Raw genomic sequence first — 18,670 nt, 5'->3', positions numbered from 1 at the left:
ACGCCGCCGGCCCGCCCGCCCCGCCGCAGGAATCGGCTGCGCCCCAGGGGGCGACTCCCCCTAGGCGACCGGCGACGCACCCACCATGCGCAGCACGAGGTCGGCGTAGAGGGTGCCGACCTCGTCGGGTGTGCGCGGGCCGTCCGAGGTGAACCAGCGGGCCACGTCCACACACAGCGACAGCACCGCGAGGGTGGTGCCCGGTACGTCGTCGGCCCGGAACTCCCCGCTGTCCGCGCCGTCCTGGATGATCTGCCGCAGCAGCCGGTCGGTCCGGCGGCGCAGTCCGGTGATCTCGGTGTAGTGCTCGGGGCTCAGCGCCTGGAGTTCGTACTGGATGACCCGGGCGGTGGTGTGGTGCTCCGCGTGCCAGCGGGCGAAGGTGCGGACGGCGTCGCGGAGCCGCTCGGTGGCGCTGCCCCCGGCCTCGGCGGCGGCGCCCATGATGCGCAGCGCCTTCTCGTGACCGATGCCGCTGATGCGGTAGAGCAGCTCTTCCTTGGTCTTGTAGTGGATGTAGAGGGCGGCCGGGCTCATACCGGCCCGGCCGGCGATGTCACGGGTGGTGGTGGCGTGGTAGCCGCGTTCGGCGAAGGCCTCGACGGCGGCGCTGACCAGCCGTCGCGCGGCGTCCGGGGTCACCCCGGCCCATTCCTCGTTCTCCTCTTTGGCCCGCTCCGCCGCCGCACCCATCGCGCACCCCGCTCCTCGACCCGCCAGGGACCCTCCTCTGACGGATCGAACACCATATCGCGCCGCTGAGCAAGCGCTTAGGGCCCGGCGGGCTGCGGGCGGGTCCCCCGTGATCGTACGGGTCAGAAGGCGGAGACCCCCGTCAGCGCCCGCCCGATGACCAGCTTCTGTATCTGGCTGGTGCCCTCGTACAGGGTCATCACGCGTGCGTCCCGCAGCAGCTTGCCGACCGGGTACTCGTCGATATAGCCGTAGCCGCCGAAGACCTGGAGGGCGTTGTTCGCGGCGCGCACCGCGGCCTCGGAGGCGAAGAGCTTGGCCTTGGACGCCGCGGTGACGAACGGCTCGCCGCGGTCGATCAGATCGGCGACCCGCCAGGTCAGCAGCCGTGCGGCATCCACGTCCACGGCGATATCGCTGATCAGCTCCTGCACCAGCTGGTGCCGGGCGATGGGCTTGCCGAACTGCTCGCGCTCGCCCGCGTAGCCGAGCGCGGCGTCCAGGGCGGCCTGGGCGATGCCCACACAGCCGGCCGCGACCGACATCCGGCCCTTGGCCAGCGCGGACATCGCGACCGAGAACCCCTTGCCCTCGGGGCCCAGCATCGCGGCGGCCGGGACCCGTACGCCGTCCAGGACCAGCTCCGCGGTGGCCTGGCCGCGCAGCCCCAGCTTCCCGTGGATCTCGCGGCGCTCCAGTCCGGGGCTGTCGGCCGGTACGAGGAAGGCGCTGATGCCCTGGTGGCCGGGGGCGTCGCCGGTGCGGGCGAAGAGCAGCACCACATCGGCCCAGGTCCCGTTGGTGATGAACATCTTGGCGCCGTCGATGACGTAGCTGTCCCCGTCGCGGACCGCCCGGGTGGCGAGGTTCGCGGCGTCGGATCCGGTGCCCGGCTCCGTCAGGCCGAAGCAGCCGACCGCGTCGCCGGAGGTGAGCCGCGGCAGCCATGCCCGTTTCTGTTCCTCGTCGCCCCACGCGGCGACGGTCTTGGCCACCAGTCCGAGGGAGACCGAGACGATGCCGCGCACCGAGGAGTCCCCGCGGCCCAGCTCCTCGGTGACCAGGACGTACGAGAGGTGGTCGCCGCCGGAGCCGCCGTACTCCTCGGGGACGGTGAGCCCGAGGAAGCCGAGGTCGCCGAGCTTCTTCACGATGCCGCGGTCGACCTGTTCCGCGCGGTCCCAGGCGGTGGCGTACGGGGTGATCTCGCGGTCGGTGAAGTCCTTGGCGAGCTGCCGTGCCGCGGTCTGCTCCGCGCTGAGCTCCAGGTTCATCTCGGGCCCCTTGTGGACGAGAACGTGGACGAGCACATGGACAAGAAACAGTTAATTAGCACTGCTAGTTTTTGGTGGGCAGCCTCTACTATGTGCGTCATGGCCCGACCCCGCAAGCCCCTTCTGAGCCGCGAGCGCATCGTCTCCACGGCGCTGGCGCTCATCGACTCCGAGGGGCTGCCGGCGCTCTCCACCCGGCGCCTGGCGGCGGAGTTGGGCGTGAGCGGGCCCTCGCTCTACAACCACTTCACGACCAAGGACGAGATCCTCGACGCGGTGGCCGACACGGTCATCGCCAAGGTCGATGTGTCGGGGTTCGAGACCGGCACGGACTGGCGCACCGGGCTGCTCGGCTGGGCCCGCTCCTACCGCGCGGCGCTCGCCGCACATCCGCACATCGTGCCGTTCCTCGCCCAGGGCCCCGGCCGCCGCCCCGCCGGCCTGAAGATGGCCGACGCGGCGTTCGGCGGCATGGTCGACGCGGGCTGGCCGCCCGCCCAGGCCACCAGGGTCTGCGCCATGGTCCGCTACTTCGTGGCCGGCTCCGCACTGGGCTCCTTCGCCCGCGGCTTCGTCGACGACCCGAGCGCCTATGACCCCGCCGACTACCCCCACCTGGGCCAGGCGCACCTCCTCGCGGAACACCAACGCCAGGTGGACGAGGGCGCCTTCGAAACCGGCCTGCGGGCCCTGGTGGACGGCCTGGCACTACAACACCCGGACCTCGTACCGCCGGAGGGCCGCTGAGCGCGGCGGGGCACCGGTCCCGTACGCCGGATACGGGGCCGGCGCGCGCCACCGGCCACCGAAGCCGCGGGCGTCACCTCTCGAGGGACGACACCCCCTGGGCTGCCGTCACCCCTGAGCCTTCGCCTCCCCCGGCTCGGCCCCACCGCCCGGTGCGGATGCCGTCGCGGCGCGGCGGATCAGCAGCCAGATGGACACCAGCGCGATGACGGAAAGCGCCATGATGTAGCCGGACACCGCCATCGACGTGCCGCTCGCCTCCAGCAGCAGCACCATCAGGAAGGGCGCGAGTCCGCCGCCCAGGATGGCGCTGATCTGATAGCCGAGCGAGGCGCCGGTGTAGCGCATCTCGGCGGTGAACAGTTCGGCGAACAGCGCGGCCTGCGGCCCGTACATGATGCTCAGGAAGCAGCTGCCGACGAAGGTGCCGACGCCCAGCCACACCAGCGAGGCGGTGTCGATGAGCAGGAACATCGGCACCGCCCAGAGCAGCAGCCCGACGGCGCCCGCGGCATAGACCCGCAGCCGGCCGATCCGGTCGGACAGCGCCGCGGCGGCCGGAATCAGGACGAGTTGGGTGAGGCTGACCAGCAGCGAGACGGCCAGTACGGAGGTGCGCCGCATGTCCAGCTCGCGGGTGGCGTAGTCCAGGACGCCGGTGATGAGGATGTAGAAGGTGGCGGTGTTGACCGCGAACGAGCCGCCGGCCAGCAGGACCGTGCGGAGATGGTGCCGCAGGATCTCGCGCAGCGGGGAACGGCGTGCCGCGGCGGCCTGCTCGGCCGTCGCCAGCTTCTCTTCCGCGGCCCGGAATGCGGGGGTCTCCTCGACGCGGGTGTGGATGTAGCGGGCGAGGAGGAGCACCAGTACGCCTACGAGGAAGGGCAGCCGCCAGCCCCAAGTGCTGAAGGACCGCTCGTCGGTGAGCGCGCCGGCCAGCAGGAAGGCGGAGTTGGCGGTGATCACGCCGAGGGGGACGCCGAGTTGCACCAGCGAGCCGTACAGCCCGCGTTTGCCCTCGGGGGCGTATTCGGTGGCCATCAGCATCGCGCCACCCCACTGGGCGCCGACCGCGATGCCCTGCAGCAGCCGCAGGACGACCAGCAGGATCGGCGCGGCCAGTCCGATGGTGTCGTACGAAGGGAGCAGGCCGATGGCGGTGGTGGCCAGCCCCATGACGGTCAGCGCGAGCACCAGCATGGGCTTACGGCCGCGCCGGTCCCCGAGCTGACCGGCGATCACACCGCCGACGGGACGGGCCAGAAAACCCACCGCGAAGGTCGCGAAGGAGGCGAGCACACCGGCGGCCTCGCTGCCCGAGGGGAAGAAGGCGGGGCCGAGGACGAGTGCGGCGGCGATGCCGAAGACGAAGTAGTCGTACCACTCGACGGCGGAGGCCAGGGCCGCGGCGGTGGCGACCCTGCGACGGCTGCCGAGGGAGGGCGGGGTACCGGTGTTGCCGTGTGGCGCGGAGGGGGCCGTGTCCATGCGTGCACACTCCGAGGGGTGCGGGAGGGGAGGGGGGCGGCGCCGTGATGTCGGGCGACCGTACCGACCGGCCGGTACGGCGTCAACGGACCACGCAGCACGAGTTTTCGACACCCCCTGAATGCGGGCCGTGGCGCGCCCCGCGCCACGGCCCGCCCTCACCTAGAACACCACCAACGCCCGCCCTCCCTTGCCCGCCAGCATGGCGTCGAAGGCGGCCGGGATGTCGGCGAGGCCGATCCGGTCGGTGACCAGGGTGGAGAGGTCGAGGGCGCCGGAGCGGATGTGTCCGGCGATCAGCGGGAGGTCGCGGGCGGGGTCGGTGTTGCCGTAGACACAGCCGGAGAGGGTCCGGCCGAAGTAGAAGAGTTCCAGGGCGGAGAAGGACACCTGCTGGTCCTGGCCGCCGATGCCGACGACCGTCGTACGGCCACCGCGGCGGGTCGCCGACCAGGCCGTACGGATGGTGTCGGCGCGGCCCACGCACTCCACGGCGACATCGGCGCCCATACCGCCGGTGAGCTTGCGGATGCGCTTGGCGGTGTCGTCGCCCGCCACCAGGAACTCGGTGGCGCCCGCCGAGCGGGCCAGCTCCTCCTTCGCCGGCGAGACGTCCACGGCCACGATCGGCCCGGCGCCCGCGATCCGCGCGGCCTGCAGCGTGGCCAGGCCCACCCCGCCCACACCGAAGACCACGACCGACTCCCCCGCGCGCACCCGGGCGCTGTGGTGCACGGCGCCCCAGCCGGTGAGCATCGCGCAGCCGAGCAGCGCGGCATCGGCGAGCGGCACCCCGTCCGGCAGCGGCAGCGCGGCGCGTGCGCAGACCACGGTCTCCTCGGCGAACACGGCGGTGCCCAGACCGGGGTAGAGCTCGGTGGCGTCGTCGGCACGCCTGGCGTACGGGGCGTTCGCGGCGAGGCCGGAATGCGCGCACAGCCAGGGCTCGGCAAGGCCGCAGAAGTGGCAATCACCGCAGGACGGCGCCCAGTTGAGGACGACCTGGTCGCCGGGGGCCACCGTGGTCACCCCGGGGCCGACCGCGGTGACGGTGCCCGCGCCCTCGTGCCCGAGGACGGCCGGGGCGGGCTGGCGCAGGGTGCCGTTGGACAGGGAGAGATCGGAGTGGCAGACGCCGGCGGCGGCGAGCCGGATGCGGACCTGGCCGGGGCCGGGCTCGGGCAGGTCGATCTCGGTGATCTCCAGGGGGGCGTTGACGGCGGGCAGTACGGCGGCGCGGACCACAAGGACTCCTCGGTGCGCAGTGCGGCGGGCGGGACGGGCGGGCCTCGCGGCGGGGGACGGCTGTGGTCCCCCGCCGCCCGGCCGGATCAGAGCTGCAGCGACTTGGTCTGCAGATATTCGGACAGGCCGTGCGGGCCCAGCTCCCGGCCGACGCCGGACTGCTTGTAACCGCCGAACGGAGCAAGGGGGTTGAAGCGGCCGCCGTTGATGTCGACCTGCCCGGTGTGCAGACGCCGGGCGAAGGCGACCGCCGTGGCCTCGTCGTCCGCCCAGACCGCACCGGCCAGGCCGTAGATCGTGTCGTTGGCGATCCGCGCGGCGTCGTCCTCGTCCTCGTACTTCAGGATCGACAGGACCGGGCCGAAGATCTCCTCCCGGGCGATGGTCATCTCCGGGGTGACGTCCGCGAAGACGGTCGGTGCGACGTAGTAGCCCGTCGCGGGGACGGGCGCCTCCGGGCCGCCCGCCACGGCCCGCGCGCCCTCGGCGATGCCCTGCGCCACATAGCCACGCACCCGCTCCCGCTGGGAGGCGTTGACCAGCGGGCCGACCCTCTCGCCGGGTACGTACTTCGCGGCGGCCGCCGTCGCCAGCTCCACCGCCTCGGCGTAGTGGTCCCGGTGGACCAGCATCCGGGTCCAGGCGCTGCAGGTCTGGCCGGAGTTGGCCATCACGTTCGCGACGCCGACCGCGACGGCCTTGGGCAGGTCGGCGCCAGGCAGGATGACATTGGCGGACTTGCCGCCCAGCTCCAGCGCCACCCTCTTGACCGCGGCGCCCGCGAGGGCACCGATCCGCTTACCGACGGCCGTCGAGCCGGTGAAGGAGACCAGATCGACCCCGTCGTGCTCGGCGAGCGCCTGCCCGGCGACCGGGCCGAGGCCGGTGACGAGATTGAAGACACCCGCGGGTATCCCGGCCGCGTCGACGCACTCGGCGAACAGCTGGGCGACCAGCGGGGTGTCCTCAGCGGGCTTGAGCACCACCGTGCAGCCGGCCGCGAGCGCCGGGGCGACCTTGGCGACGATCTGGTGGAGCGGGTAGTTCCACGGCGTGATCGCGCCGACCACGCCGACCGGTTCGTGCAGCACGGTGGAGTTGCCGATGGTCTCCTCGAAGGGGTACGTACGGGCCAGTTCGGCATACGAGCCGCAGACCGCGACCGGCACCCCGGCATGCACCGCCGTACTGAAGGCGAGCGGCGAGCCGAGCTCGGCGGTGACGGTCGCGGCCACCTCCTCGGCCCGGGCGGCGAGCTGGTCGCGCAGTGCGGCCAGCCGGTCCGCCCGCTCCCCGGGCGGGGTGGCCGCCCAGCCCGGCAGTGCGGCACGGGCGGCCCGTACGGCGGCGTCCACGTCCTGCGCGGAGCCGGCCGGGACGGCCGCGATCACCTGCTCGTCGGCCGGGTTGACGACCTCGATCGTCCCGCCGCCCTCGGCGGGCCGCCAGCTTCCGTCGATGTACATCGCGTCGTGCTGCTTCACGTCGTGGTCCTCCCGCGTCGGCCGGTGGTCAGCACCCAAACTAGCGCCGGTAGTTTTACGCCGCCAGGGACCCCGCCCCCTGAGGCGGGGTGACGGTGGCCACGAGAGGCCGAGCTGGGCGGTCGTGACCTCGCGGCATGTTCGCGGTCCAGAAGCCCGGACCAACACGCCGCCCCACCGATCGGCCGCCTGCCGGCATCGACTCCCCTCGCCAGTCCGAAAGGCAAGCATTCCACATTGCGGAAAGATGCCGACGGGGCCACCATCGGGCATCTCGCACCGAGGGCGGGAGCGCGGCATGTGGACGGATGTGATGACGACATCGACGGCTGCGGCGGCTGCGGCGGCTGAACCATCAACGCCCCGTGATCTTCTGCGGGCGGCCCCGCTCCGCATACTTCGACGCCCGACGAGGCCCCGCCCTCACCCCTTGGGCGACGGCTTGCGCATTTCCTCGATGGTGCTGATGAATCCCGCCTTGCCGTGGCCCGCGGCGATGGTCCGGTCCGCGAGGCCCTTGACGGCGTCGAGCACATCGGTGTTGATCCCACGGTCCACGGAGGCCTCGATGATGTGCGCCATGCCCGCCGCCTCCATGACGATGTTGTCCTGGTCGCTCCGGAGGACCCCGCGGTCCAGATCCTGCGCCATGACCGCGGCGAGGGGCGGCAGGATGTCGGCGATCGCCTCCGTGAACGGGACGAACTCCTTGGCCGGGACGCCCTCGGCGCCGGCCAGCGCGAAGGCGTGCACCAGGCCCGCCATCGCGGAGTAGAAGAAGGCGAGCAGGGCGAGGTCGTACACGGCGGCCACGGCGTGGTCGTCGCCGAGGTACGCCGCCCGGCCGCCCAGCACCTTCAGCGTCTCCTCGTAGGTCTCGAACGCCTGCCGCGAGCCGCTGTAGAGGAGGGTCGCGCCGGGCTGCCCGACGTCCGGCGTCGGCACCATGACCGCGCCGTCGAGGTAGTCGACGCCCTGTCCGGCGGCCCAGACGGCGACGGACCGCGCGCGCTCCGGGGTGTCGGACGTCAGGTTGACCAGGATCCGGCCGGACAGCTGGGGACCGGCCGGCTCCAGGATCTCGCGGACCGCGGCGTAGTCCACCACGCACACGATCACCAGCGGACTGGCGGCCACCGCCTCGGCCACCGTGTCCGCGCGGACCGCGCCGCGCGCCACCAGGGCCTCGGCCTTGCCCGGCGTACGGTTCCACACCGTCGTGGGGTGCCCGGCCCGGACGAGGGCGCCGGCCAGTGCGCTGCCCATGGCGCCGAGGCCGAGCACGGTCACCGGTGTGCGGGGGTCGTTGGCATTGCTCATGGTGTGCTCCTCACCTGCGGTGCGGGCCCGGCCCGATGCCGGACCCGCTGTGCACACCACCCTGCCGAGCTGTGCTTACGGTTCCCTTCGGGTCTGCTTACGGTCCCTTCGGGCGGACTTGCGGGCCGCCGGTGCCGTGGCCCACCCGCCCCGGCCCGGTCCCCTCCGCCGTCCGTCCGGCTTCGTCCGCCCCCGGCCCGGTCTCCTCCGCCGTCGGTCCGGCCTCCTCCGCCGTCGGCGCGGGCGCCCCGCCCGCGCCGGGTGCGGTGCCACCGCCCCGCTCCTGGCCCGTACGGGCGGCCATCGCGGCGGAGGCCAGCAGCAGCCCGCCGAGCAGGACGAAGGGCGCGGCGGTGCCGGCGACCCCGGCGAGCAGTCCGGCGCCGGCCGGGGCGGCGACCTGGCCGAGGCGGTTGCCGGTGAGACGGAGCGCCAGTGCCGTACTGCGGGCCCGTTCGGGGGCGGCCTGCACGACCGTCGTCATCGACAGCGGCTGGCCGACGCCGAGACAGAAGCCGAGGGCGAGCAGCATCGCGGCCAGCGCCCACACCGGCACCGGCAGCACCAGACCGCCGCACAGCACACCGGCCAGTGCGCAGCTGACCACCATCAGCGCGGTACGCCCCAGCCACCGGATCATCGGTGTCATCACCAGCCGGCAGGCGATGGTGGCCGCGGCTCGCAGGCTGAGCAGCAGGCCGATGGTGGTGGGGGCGATGGCGCGGTCCTCACCGATGACGGGGAGGTAGGCGGTGAGGATGTCGGTGGCCGAGAGCACCGCCAGGCTCATGAAGATGCCGGCCGGTACGCCCCGGGTCCGCAGGATGCCGCGGACCGGGACCGGAGGTCCGGCCGCCGGGGCCGGGGCGCCGGACGGGGTGGTGCGGGTGCGCTGTTCGAGGCGCCAGAGCGAGGCGTAGGAGACGGCGGCGACCGCGCCGGAGACAAGCAGGGCGGTGGCGCTCGTCGGGGCCATCCGGCCGTCGTGCTCGGAGATGACGAGCCCGGCGGCGGCCGGGCCGATGAGCTGGCCGAGGGAGGCGCCGATGGTGAAGTGGCCGAAGTTGCGGTCGCGGTCCTCGGGGGCGCTGCGGCGGGCGACGATCGACTGGGCGCCGATGACGAAGCAGAGGTGCCCCAGCCCCATCACCCCGCTCCAGGCGGCCATCGCGGGCAGGGAGCCGGCCAGGCCGCTGAGCGCGCAGCCGCCGCTGATCAGCGCCACCCCGGTCACCAGCAGCGGGGCGCAGCGGCCGTGGTCGGTACGGCGGCCGAGCGGGACGGCGACGAGCAGCGGCAGCAGGGCGTAGACGGCGGTGATCACGCCGATGGCGCGTTCGTCGGCGCCCAGGGCGAGGGCCCGGTAGGAGACGGCCGGCCTGGCCATGCTCACCGCTCCTTGCGCGAAGGAGAAGGTGAGGACCAGACGCAGCAGCCATCCCCTGCCGGGCCTCCGGGTGTCGGTGCCGGTCATCTAGATGATGCCGAAGAGCACACCGGCGCACAGGACCACCAGGGAGGTCAGTGCGGCCCATTTGACGGTGAACTTGGTGTGGTCGCCGAACTCGACCTTGGCCATCCCGACGAGGACGTAGACGGCGGGGACGAGCGGGCTGGACATGTGCAGCGCCTGTCCGACGAGGGAGGCGCGGGCGATCTCGATGGGAGCGACGCCGTGGGCGGCACCGGCCTCGGCGAGGATCGGCACGATGCCGAAGTAGAAGCCGTCGTTGGACATGAAGTAGGTCAGCGGGATGCTGAGGACTCCGGTGACGATGCCCATGTGCGGGCCGAGCGCGTCGGGGACGCCGCTGACCAGCCAGCGGGCCATGTGCTCGACCATGCCGGTGCCGGTGAGCACGCCGGTGAAGACGGCGGCGGCGAAGACCATGCCGGAGACGTTGAGCACGTTCTCGGCGTGCGCGGCGACGCGGGCCTTCTGGTCCTTCATGTGCGGGAAGTTGACAGTGAGCGCGAGGGCGGCGCCGAGCAGGAAGAGCACCGGGATCGGCAGCGTCTGCAGGATCAGCAGGGTGAGCAGCGCGAGGGTGAGCGCGGCGTTGAACCAGTAGAGCTTGGGGCGCAGGGTGGCGCGCTGCGGGTCCAGGACCTGGAGGCCGTCGTCATCGTCGGCCTGCTCGCCGGAGCCGGCGGCCGGCGCGTCGTCGGCTCCGGTGCCCGCACCGCCGGTGGTGCTCCGCGTACCGCCCGGGGTGCCGCCGGTGGCTCCGGTGCCCGCGCCGACCAGGACCTGCTCGGTCTCCTTCTCGGCCACGGTCCCGGTCACCGGCCGGGTGTCGTCGAGGGTCAGTACGCCGAGCCGCTTGCGCTCGCGCCGGCCGAGGACGTACGCGAGGGCGAAGACCGCGACCAGGCCGACGGCCAGGGCGGGGATCATCGGGACGAAGATGTCGCCGGCGTCGAGCTTGAGCGCGGTGGCGGCACGGGCGGTCGGGCCGCCCCACGGGAGGGTGTTCATCACGCCGTTGGCGGTGGCGGCGACACCGGTCATCACCACGAGGCTCATCTTCAGCCGCTTGTAGAGCGGGTAGAGCGCCGAGACGGTGATCATGAAGGTGGTGGAGCCGTCGCCGTCGAGCGAGACGATCGCGGCGAGCAGCGCCGTGCCGACCACCACCCGCACCGGGTCGGCCTTGCAGAACTTGAGGATGCCGCGGACGATCGGGTCGAAGAGACCGACGTCGATCATCACCCCGAAGTAGATGATGGCGAACATCAGCATCGCGGCGGTGGGGGCCAGGTCACCGATGCCCTTGAGGACATAGTCGCCCAGGTGCGCGCCCTGTCCGACCAGGACGCAGAACAGCGCCGGAATCAGCACAAGCGCTGCCATCGGTGACATCTTCTTCATCATGATCAGCACCAGGAAGGCGGCGATCATGACAAATCCGAGGATTGTCAGCATTGGGGGTTACCTCACGTTCGCCCTTGAACATCTGCCGGGGGTGGCGGTTCAGGTGACGTTAGGTCCCGCAAAGTTTTGTTAACAAGGCCTTGACGCGCGAGCAATACGAGCAAAACCCCAGGTCAATAGGGATGTCACCGGACGGGCGTGAGCACAACCGGCAGTCCGTTGAGCACTGCGGCACCCGAGAGCGGGTCCAGCACCCGTCCGGAGTTCAACTGGTTGACGTTGACGCCGGGGTCGGCGGCGGCGACCGCCGGCCGGCCAAGCAACCCGCAGGCCAGAGCGCCGATGACCAGGAGGCGATCGGTGCGGTCGCGCCGCACCAGGGGGTGGCCGAGCCGGTCGGGGTCGGCGTCCACCCCGGCGAAGGCGGCTCTCACTCCTCCCCGGCATCCGCCCCGTCCAGATAGCGCGCCAGATAGGACCGCAGCAGCAGCTTGGTCTCCGTGACGAGGGCCGGATCGCCGGCCGGGTCCGCACGGAAGGCGAGCTGGAGCAGCGCATCGGCCGTCTCGACGCCTACCAGGAAGGCGGTGCGCAGCCGCTCGTCGGCGGCGTCCAGTCCGAGCGGGCCGGCAAAGAGGGCCAGCAGCCGGTCCGCGACCTCGTAGTTGGCCTGCCGGGTGGCGCTCGGGGCGGGGACGGTGAACTCCACCAGGGCGAAGCCCGGCACCGTCCGCTTCATGGCGAGGTATTCGTCGACCACCACATCCATCGCATGGCGCCACTGGAGCGGGGTGTGCGCCGGGGCGGTCAGCCGGGCGGTGATGCGGTCCGCATAGGCGTCGAGATTGCGCCGGGCGAGGGCCTCGGCCATGGCGCGCTTGTTGGGGAAGAAGCGGTAGACGGAGCCGATCGGGACCCCGGCCCGACCGGCCACGGCCCGGGTGCTCAGGTCCTCGTATCCGGTCTCCTCCAGCACCTCGGCACAGGCGTCGAGGATTCTGGCCAACCGCTGGGCGCTGCGCTGCTGGACGGGCGCACGACGGAGGGAGGGGGTTGGCCGGGCGGGGCGAGGGGTCGGCTGCTGCACCCGACCATCCTGCCCGCCACGGGGCGGGCGGTGCACGGGCGCAACGATCCGGCCGACGCGGCCGGGATCCCCCAAGTTCTCGGCGTTACCCGAACAGGGAGGCACCCCCATCGTTGACGCCTCCCCACCGCAATCCTAAGGTCTTGCATAGGATTCCTTGAGCGGCGGGAGCACGCGATGACAGGCACGGGCAACGAGCAGGCGAGGAAGACGGCGGAGGGGCTGGCGTACCTCACCGGCTTCGGCAACGAGCACAGCTCGGAGGCCGTCCCGGGCGCGCTGCCGGTGGGCCGCAACTCCCCCCAGCGGGCGCCGCTCGGCCTGTATGCCGAGCAGCTCAGCGGGTCGGCGTTCACCGAACCCCGCAGCCACAACCTGCGCTCCTGGCTCTACCGCATCCGCCCGTCGGCCGCCCATCCGCCGTTCGTCCCTGCCGAGCAGCACGCGGTCCGCTCGGCGCCGTTCACCGACTGCGCCCCCGACCCCAACCGGCTGCGCTGGAACCCGCTGCCCGAGCCCGCCGGCCCGGCCGACTTCCTGGACGGCCTGTGGACCCTGGGCGGCAACGGCGACGCCACCCAGCGCACCGGTATGGCCGTCCACCTCTACTACGCCAACACCTCCATGGACCGGCGGGTGTTCGGCAACGCGGACGGTGAGCTGCTGATCGTGCCCGAGCGGGGCGGGCTGCTGCTGCGCACCGAACTCGGCCTGCTGCACGCCGCGCCGGGCGAGGTGGCGCTGATCCCGCGCGGTGTCCGCTTCCGCGTCGAGCTGCTGGACGCCACCGCCCGCGGCTACGTCTGTGAGAACTACGGCCGGCCCTTCCAGCTCCCCGACCTCGGCCCGATCGGCGCCAACGGCCTGGCCAACCCCCGGGACTTCCGTGCCCCGGTCGCCGCCTACGAGGATGTCGAGGGCCCCGTCGAGGTCGTCAACAAGTTCTGCGGCAACCTCTGGACGGCCACCTACGACCACTCCCCCCTGGATGTCGTCGCCTGGCACGGCAACCACGTCCCGTACGTCTACGACCTGCACCGCTTCAATGTCATCGGCTCGATCAGCTACGACCACCCCGACCCGTCCATCTTCACCGTGCTCACCTCCCCCTCGGACACCCCGGGGCTGGCGGGCGTGGACTTCGTGGCGTTCGCGCCACGCTGGCTGGTCGGCGAGGACACCTTCCGGCCGCCCTATTTCCACCGCAACGTGATGACCGAGTACATGGGCCTGATCGAGGGCGCCTACGACGCGAAAGCGGAGGGCTTCGTCCCGGGCGGCGGCTCGCTGCACAACATGATGTCGGCGCACGGGCCGGACCGGGAGACCTTCGACCGGGCGAGCGCCGCCGAGCTGCGGCCGCAGAAGATCGACGACGGGCTGGCCTTCATGTTCGAGACCCGCTGGCCGCTGACGCTCACCGAGCAGGCCCGGGACGCCGGCCATCTGCAGCGCGGATATGACGACGTATGGCAGGGTCTCCAGCGCCACTTCCGCCTGTGACACCGGGGAACGCCTCGTGACCTTCGCTCCCGACTCGCTCGCCCTGAACCGCAAGCTGCCGCTCTGGTATCAGGTCTCGCAGTCGTTGCGTGCCTCCATATTGGGCCGCTCCCCGGAGGCGCCGCTGCGGCTGCCCACCGAGGACGCGCTCGCCGCGCACTACGGCGTGAGCGTGCTGACCATGCGCCAGGCCCTCAAGGAGCTGGAGACGGAGGGCCTGATCAGCCGGCACCGGCGCCGCGGCACCTTCATCGAGCCGAGCGCCCAGCGGGGTGCGCCGGTCCGGCTGCTGGGTTCCGTGGACACGATCGTGGCCCAGCAGTCCGGGATGAGCACCGAGCTGCTGGAGCACGGCCGCACCGCGGTTCCGCCCGAACTGTCCGAGTACTTCCCGGATCTGGCGGAGGTGGCCGGCTTCCGCCGGCTGCGTAGCGACGAGGAGACCGGCGAGCCCACCAACCACGCATACAACTACGTACACCCCGAGGTCGCCGCGGCGATCGATCCGGCGGATCTGCTGCGCTGGCCGATGACGAAGGTGCTGCGGGACGCGGTGGGCGTAAGGATCAGCCGGATCACCGACACCGTCGAGGCACGGCTCGCCGACCCGGAAACCGCCCGGCTCCTCCAGATCCCGCTGCTCAGCCCGATCCTGCACTACACGGGCGTCACCTACGACGAGGACGGCCGCACGGTCGACGTCGCCCGGATCCACTACCGCGGCGACTGCTTTTCGTTCACGGTCACGATGGACGCGTGACCTCCCACGTTTTCGGCTGGCCCGCCGTGGGACTTCTCACCGTTACGGCTCCGCTGCGCGGGGCGTGGGCGCAGGTGATGCTTGCCGGTTCCTCGCCGTTGCTCCCCCACTGCCTGAAGGGCGTGGGAGGTACCCCCACGCGGCGGGCGGGTGGGTGTCGGGTGCGGTGACGGACCTCCGGGGCAGGGTTTCCGGACTGCTTCGCTTTACGTCCGGAAACCCTGCCCCTCCGGCCCGTCCCCTCCCGTGGAAGGAGTGAGTGCAGGTGGGTGGGGGCGGGCGCCCGTAGCCGGTGGTTTCACTCCTGCTTCGCGAGGAGCAGTGGACCACCGGCGTCACCCCCACCAAGGTTTTCCCATCCCCCCACGGGAGGGGACGGGCCGGAGCGGGTGGGGTGCCGGACGTAAAGCGCAGCAGTCCGGCACCCCACCCGCGGAGGTCCGTCACCGCACCCCGACAGCCCCGCGCAGCGGACCGGCCCGCCGCAGGCGCCACGGCGGGAAAGCCGAAAACGTGGGGCCGAAGGCAAAGCGCAGCGGACCGGCCCGCCGCCAGGCGCCACGGCGAGCAACACCCACGGCGGGACAGCCAAAAACGCGGGAAGGCCTCAAATCCGCTCAAGGCTCCGCCCCGTACTACGTGGCCCCAGCAGCGCCACGTCCAGGCACAGCAGCACCATCAGGGCCGCCGAGCCGGTGAACACCGCGGCGGGCCCTAGGTCGGTGAGCACGCTCAGTGCGACGAACGGCAGCACGACCGAGGTGAGTCGGGACAGCGAGTAGGCGATCCCGATCGCGCTGCTGCGCAGACCGGTCGGGAAGAGCTCGGTCTGGTAGACGTGGAAGGCGTTGGAGAAGACATTGCTGGACACCGTCAGCAGGAAGCCGAAGGTGACGATGGCCCAGGTGGCGGTGGCGAAGCCGAAGGCCAGGCCGCAGCCGGCGATGCCCAGCGCCGAGGAGATGATCAGTGTCCGGCGCTCGATCCGGTCGATGAGCGGGATGGACAGCGCGGAGCCGATCGGATAGCCGCAGAAGCTCAGCGCGGCGTACAGCAGCGACTCGGTGACGGTGTGGCCCTTCGCGGTGAGCACCACCGGCGCCAGCGACCCGAAGCCGTAGTAGCCGACGGTCTGCAGCACCTGGAAGATCCACCACATGACGGTGCGCCGCCGCTGCTCGCCCCGGAACATCTCCGCCAGCGGCACCTTCCGCTCCTGCACGGTCTCCGCTTCCGGGACGGACGGCAGGCTGCCGCCACGTTCCCGGACCACTCGTTCCTCGAGCCCGGCCACGATCCGTTCGGCTTCCTCGCCGCGCCCGTGTACCGTCAACCACCTTGGCGATTCCGGGAGTTGGCGCCGCATCAGCTGGAGGAACGCGGCCCCCAGTGCCCCGGCGACCAGCAGCCAGCGCCAGCCCTCGATGCCGAACATCTGGTGCGCGGCCACCAGCCGGGCACCGAGCAGCGCGGCGACCGGAACCCCGACGAAGCCGAGGGTGTACGCCCAGGCGATATAGCGGCCGCGCACCGCCCGGGGCAGGAACTCCGCGAGATAGGTGTCCACCAGCACGAGTTCGGCGCCGAGCCCCAGACCGGACAGAAAGCGCAGCACGAGCAGCCAGGACAGATCCGGCGCCGCGGCGCACAGCAGCGAGAAGAACGCATACGCCCCCAGGTTGACCAGGAACATCCGGCGCCGCCCGAAACGGTCGGCGAGCACCGACAGCACATTCGCCCCGACGAACATCCCGAGGAAGCCGGCGGCGATCACCCAGGACTTCGCGGTGTGCCCGAGGTGCCACTGTTCGGCGAGGGCCGCGGCCAGCACCCCGCCGAGGAAGATCTCGTAGAGGTCGAAGAAGGCGCCGATGCCGACGATGAGGGTGATCCGGCGGTGCCACCAGGACGGCGGCAGCCGGTCCAGCCGTGCCGCGGCCCGGGCACCGATCGGGGTTCCCCCGCGCCGTTCCGGCGTGGAGGAGGTGGTGTCCGTCATGACGGTCCTCCCCTGAGCAGGTCCCGGCGCGCACGGGACGGAGCCGGGTCCGCACCGCGTGGTCGGGCGTACGGCGAGGACCGTACTCCGTCAAGATCAGCAAGCGGAAGACCGCCTGCGTCCGTCCTGGAAGGGTGGTATGGCCTGCGGATTCGGTGCGGCCGCGGGGGCGCTGGATACCATGCCGGGGTCAACCGAACGGTCCGGGAGGGGCTCCGCGTGACGGCGAAGCAGGACGCGCCACGGCTGTCCGATCTCATGCCGTGGTCCGTGGCGCCGCTGCGGCTCGGCCGTTCCTGGGTACGGGCGCCGGACCCGGCCACGCTGCGCGCCCGTTGGGCGGCGCTGGTGGCCGCCGGGGACGCGGCCGAACGCGAGCGGCTGTTCCTGCCGTCCCGGGCCCGGACCCTGCACTCCGCCGTCGGCCAGCTGCCGGGCCAGGCCACCGCGACCGGGCGGCTCCACCGGGCGAGCGGGCCGTGCCCCGATCCGGTGCGGATCCTGCACGGCCCGTTCGACCAGCAGTGGCTGCTGCCGGACCACCGGCTGATCGACGGTGCGCGCCCGGAGCTGTGGCGGGTCGCGGACGCACACCAGCTGTTCGCGGTCGAGTGGGGGCAGGTGCCGCAGCTGCCCGGCCCCGCCGTGACGTGCTCGGCGCTGCTGCCCGACGGACGGTCACCGGCCGGCCGCCCCGGACGGATCCACCCGCTCTACCGGCGGCCCGGCGGACGGGAGCCGAACCTCGCCCCGGGCCTGCTCGCCCTGCTCGGCCGGCGTCTGGACCGCCCGGTGGGCCCGACGGATCTGCTCGCCTGGCTCGCCGCGAGCGCCCACCACTCCCCCGACGGCTGCACGGTCCCGCTCACCACCGACCCGGAGCTCTGGGACCGCGGCATCGCGCTCGGCGCCCGGCTGCTGTGGCTCGGCACCCGGGGCGCCCATGGGCACGGGGCGGACGGCGGGCAGTCGGGCGAGCGGCCCCGGATGCCGGGTGGCCGCCGCCCGTACGTCCGTTCCGCACTGCCCGGCCGCGGGCTGCCCGGGGCCCTCGGCTACGACCCGGAGGAGGAGGCGCTGCTCCTCGGCAGCGGCCGGATCTCGCCGGTGCCGCCGGGCGCCTGGGACTTCCACGCGGGCGGCGTCCGTGTCCTGGAGGCGTGGTACGCCGAGCGCACCGGCGCGGGAGCGGAACCTCCCGAGGCCGGTTCGCTGGCCGCACTGCGCCCCACCAGCTGGCCCCAGGAGTGGACCTCGGAGCTGCTGGAGCTGATCACCGTACTGGCACTGCTGTCCGAACTCCAGCCGGAGTGCGGGGAGTTGCTGAGGGAGACGGCGGACGCCCCCCAGGTGACGGCGGGTGAACTGCGGGCGGCCGGCATCCTTCCGGCGCCGGTCTCCGCGCGCCGTCCGGCCTCCGTGCTCGACCACCACGAGGAGGGCCCGGAGGGGCAGTTCGCGCTGGTGTGAGCGTCGGACAGCTGAACGGTCCGCCGGGGCCCGCACAGCAAACCACCCGTCGCAGCACACGCGACGGGTGGTGGGGAGTGGTGCAACCGGCCGGGCGGGGACGGGGCCGGGCGAAGGTTCGAGCGGCTCACGGCATCTCCGGGGCGAGGAGTCCCGCCCCGGCGAGCACACCGACGAACTGCCGGCGCTTCGGGCCTGATGAGCGATCGGACCGCAGTGCCGTGCCGGGACGGTGTGATCGCCCGAGATGCCGCTTCACAAACGTGTCAGCCGTGCCCGCCGAACAGCGAGCGCCGCAGCCTGCGCAGCGGTGCGAACAGCGACACCCTGGCGCCGCGGCCATTCCTCGTACGCGAGTGATCGCGCGCGGTGAGCTCCTGCATCAGCGACGTCGCGCCCTCCACCTCACGCTGCGGGATGGCAGGACCACCCAGCACCGCGAGATGGCGGTCGAGACGCGCACTGGTGGCGACGCTCCCGCACTTGATGGCAGGGACTCGCGCCCTGCTACGCACTGTTATCTGTTCCATGACTCTCCCCACCCTATGAGGGCACCCGGCCCGGGCAGGGTAACCCTATCTCTCTTGGAGGACACGCGTGCAGACCGGTCACCGGATTCACCTGCCTCGCTCTGACGTTGACGCACACCATACGGAATGTCACCTACAAGGGCCGGAGCAGGGCGAGTTGAGCGACCGTCGGATGTCTGCGCGGGCGGTGCGGGG

Annotated in this window: 16 protein-coding genes; 4 read left to right on the top strand and 12 right to left on the bottom strand. The window is 72.3% G+C overall.

Annotated features, from left to right (window positions below):
- Positions 1-60: 60 nt before the first annotated feature.
- Both SLV14N_RS31300 and SLV14N_RS31295 read right to left on the bottom strand, forming a co-directional pair.
- Entirely contained in the window at positions 61-693 is a 633-nt protein-coding gene (locus SLV14N_RS31300; protein WP_208685554.1) for a TetR/AcrR family transcriptional regulator, read from the bottom strand.
- Between the two features lie 122 nt (positions 694-815).
- Positions 816-1,967, bottom strand: coding sequence for an acyl-CoA dehydrogenase family protein (locus tag SLV14N_RS31295; RefSeq protein ID WP_208685551.1), 1,152 nt, complete (start codon positions 1,965-1,967; stop codon positions 816-818).
- Positions 1,968-2,066: 99 nt separating this feature from the next.
- Between SLV14N_RS31295 and SLV14N_RS31290 the strand changes: the two genes are divergently transcribed.
- A complete protein-coding gene (locus SLV14N_RS31290; protein WP_208685548.1) occupies positions 2,067-2,714 on the top strand; it encodes a TetR/AcrR family transcriptional regulator in 648 nt (215 codons plus the stop codon).
- Between the two features lie 108 nt (positions 2,715-2,822).
- Here SLV14N_RS31290 and SLV14N_RS31285 read toward each other — a convergent pair whose 3' ends face one another.
- The 8 genes from SLV14N_RS31285 to SLV14N_RS31250 all read right to left on the bottom strand — a co-directional run bounded on the left by SLV14N_RS31285 (position 2,823) and on the right by SLV14N_RS31250 (position 12,213).
- Positions 2,823-4,202, bottom strand: a complete 1,380-nt coding sequence (locus SLV14N_RS31285; protein ID WP_208685545.1) for an MFS transporter — start codon at positions 4,200-4,202, stop codon at positions 2,823-2,825.
- A 162-nt stretch (positions 4,203-4,364) separates the two neighbouring features.
- Positions 4,365-5,447, bottom strand: a complete 1,083-nt coding sequence (locus SLV14N_RS31280; protein WP_263271967.1) for a zinc-binding dehydrogenase — start codon at positions 5,445-5,447, stop codon at positions 4,365-4,367.
- A gap of 86 nt (positions 5,448-5,533) precedes the next feature.
- Positions 5,534-6,931, bottom strand: a complete 1,398-nt coding sequence (locus tag SLV14N_RS31275; protein ID WP_263271966.1) for an aldehyde dehydrogenase family protein — start codon at positions 6,929-6,931, stop codon at positions 5,534-5,536.
- A gap of 423 nt (positions 6,932-7,354) precedes the next feature.
- Complete coding sequence (locus tag SLV14N_RS31270) at positions 7,355-8,251, bottom strand: NAD(P)-dependent oxidoreductase (RefSeq protein WP_263271964.1); 897 nt, start codon at positions 8,249-8,251, stop codon at positions 7,355-7,357.
- A gap of 97 nt (positions 8,252-8,348) precedes the next feature.
- Positions 8,349-9,725, bottom strand: coding sequence for an MFS transporter (locus SLV14N_RS31265; RefSeq protein WP_263271963.1), 1,377 nt, complete (start codon positions 9,723-9,725; stop codon positions 8,349-8,351).
- Positions 9,726-11,177 carry a CitMHS family transporter gene (locus SLV14N_RS31260; protein WP_263271962.1) on the bottom strand — a complete coding sequence of 484 codons (1,452 nt, stop codon included), beginning with the start codon at positions 11,175-11,177 and terminating at the stop codon, positions 9,726-9,728.
- A gap of 134 nt (positions 11,178-11,311) precedes the next feature.
- Positions 11,312-11,560 (bottom strand): hypothetical protein, encoded by a 249-nt coding sequence (locus SLV14N_RS31255; protein ID WP_208688343.1) that lies wholly within the window; start codon positions 11,558-11,560, stop codon positions 11,312-11,314.
- Positions 11,557-12,213, bottom strand: coding sequence for a TetR/AcrR family transcriptional regulator (locus tag SLV14N_RS31250; protein WP_263271961.1), 657 nt, complete (start codon positions 12,211-12,213; stop codon positions 11,557-11,559). The genes SLV14N_RS31255 and SLV14N_RS31250 overlap by 4 nt, the downstream gene beginning before the upstream one ends.
- Positions 12,214-12,390: 177 nt before the next feature.
- Here SLV14N_RS31250 and hmgA point away from each other — a divergent pair, with 177 nt between their 5' ends.
- Both hmgA and SLV14N_RS31240 read left to right on the top strand, forming a co-directional pair.
- Positions 12,391-13,716 carry a homogentisate 1,2-dioxygenase gene (gene hmgA / locus SLV14N_RS31245; protein WP_208685524.1) on the top strand — a complete coding sequence of 442 codons (1,326 nt, stop codon included), beginning with the start codon at positions 12,391-12,393 and terminating at the stop codon, positions 13,714-13,716.
- The gene (locus SLV14N_RS31240) at positions 13,673-14,476 is read left to right on the top strand and encodes a GntR family transcriptional regulator (RefSeq protein WP_263271959.1); all 804 of its coding nucleotides are present in this window, start codon (positions 13,673-13,675) and stop codon (positions 14,474-14,476) included. Before hmgA ends, SLV14N_RS31240 begins: the two co-directional genes overlap by 44 nt.
- A gap of 607 nt (positions 14,477-15,083) precedes the next feature.
- On the opposite strand, the gene SLV14N_RS31235 is transcribed toward SLV14N_RS31240, so the two are convergent.
- The gene (locus tag SLV14N_RS31235) at positions 15,084-16,475 is read right to left on the bottom strand and encodes an MFS transporter (RefSeq protein WP_263271958.1); all 1,392 of its coding nucleotides are present in this window, start codon (positions 16,473-16,475) and stop codon (positions 15,084-15,086) included.
- A 219-nt stretch (positions 16,476-16,694) separates the two neighbouring features.
- Here SLV14N_RS31235 and SLV14N_RS31230 point away from each other — a divergent pair, with 219 nt between their 5' ends.
- Positions 16,695-17,945, top strand: coding sequence for a type ISP restriction/modification enzyme (locus SLV14N_RS31230; RefSeq protein ID WP_263271957.1), 1,251 nt, complete (start codon positions 16,695-16,697; stop codon positions 17,943-17,945).
- Between the two features lie 266 nt (positions 17,946-18,211).
- On the opposite strand, the gene SLV14N_RS31225 is transcribed toward SLV14N_RS31230, so the two are convergent.
- Positions 18,212-18,475, bottom strand: a complete 264-nt coding sequence (locus tag SLV14N_RS31225; RefSeq protein ID WP_208685515.1) for a hypothetical protein — start codon at positions 18,473-18,475, stop codon at positions 18,212-18,214.
- Positions 18,476-18,670: the final 195 nt, after the last annotated feature.

The sequence above is a fragment of the Streptomyces sp. Je 1-4 4N24 genome (genome assembly GCF_026239515.1).
Taxonomy (GTDB): Bacteria; Actinomycetota; Actinomycetes; order Streptomycetales; family Streptomycetaceae; genus Streptomyces; species Streptomyces nigrescens.
The sequence above is the reverse complement of the archived record's forward strand: the minus strand, read 5'-3'. Positions and strand labels throughout refer to the sequence as shown.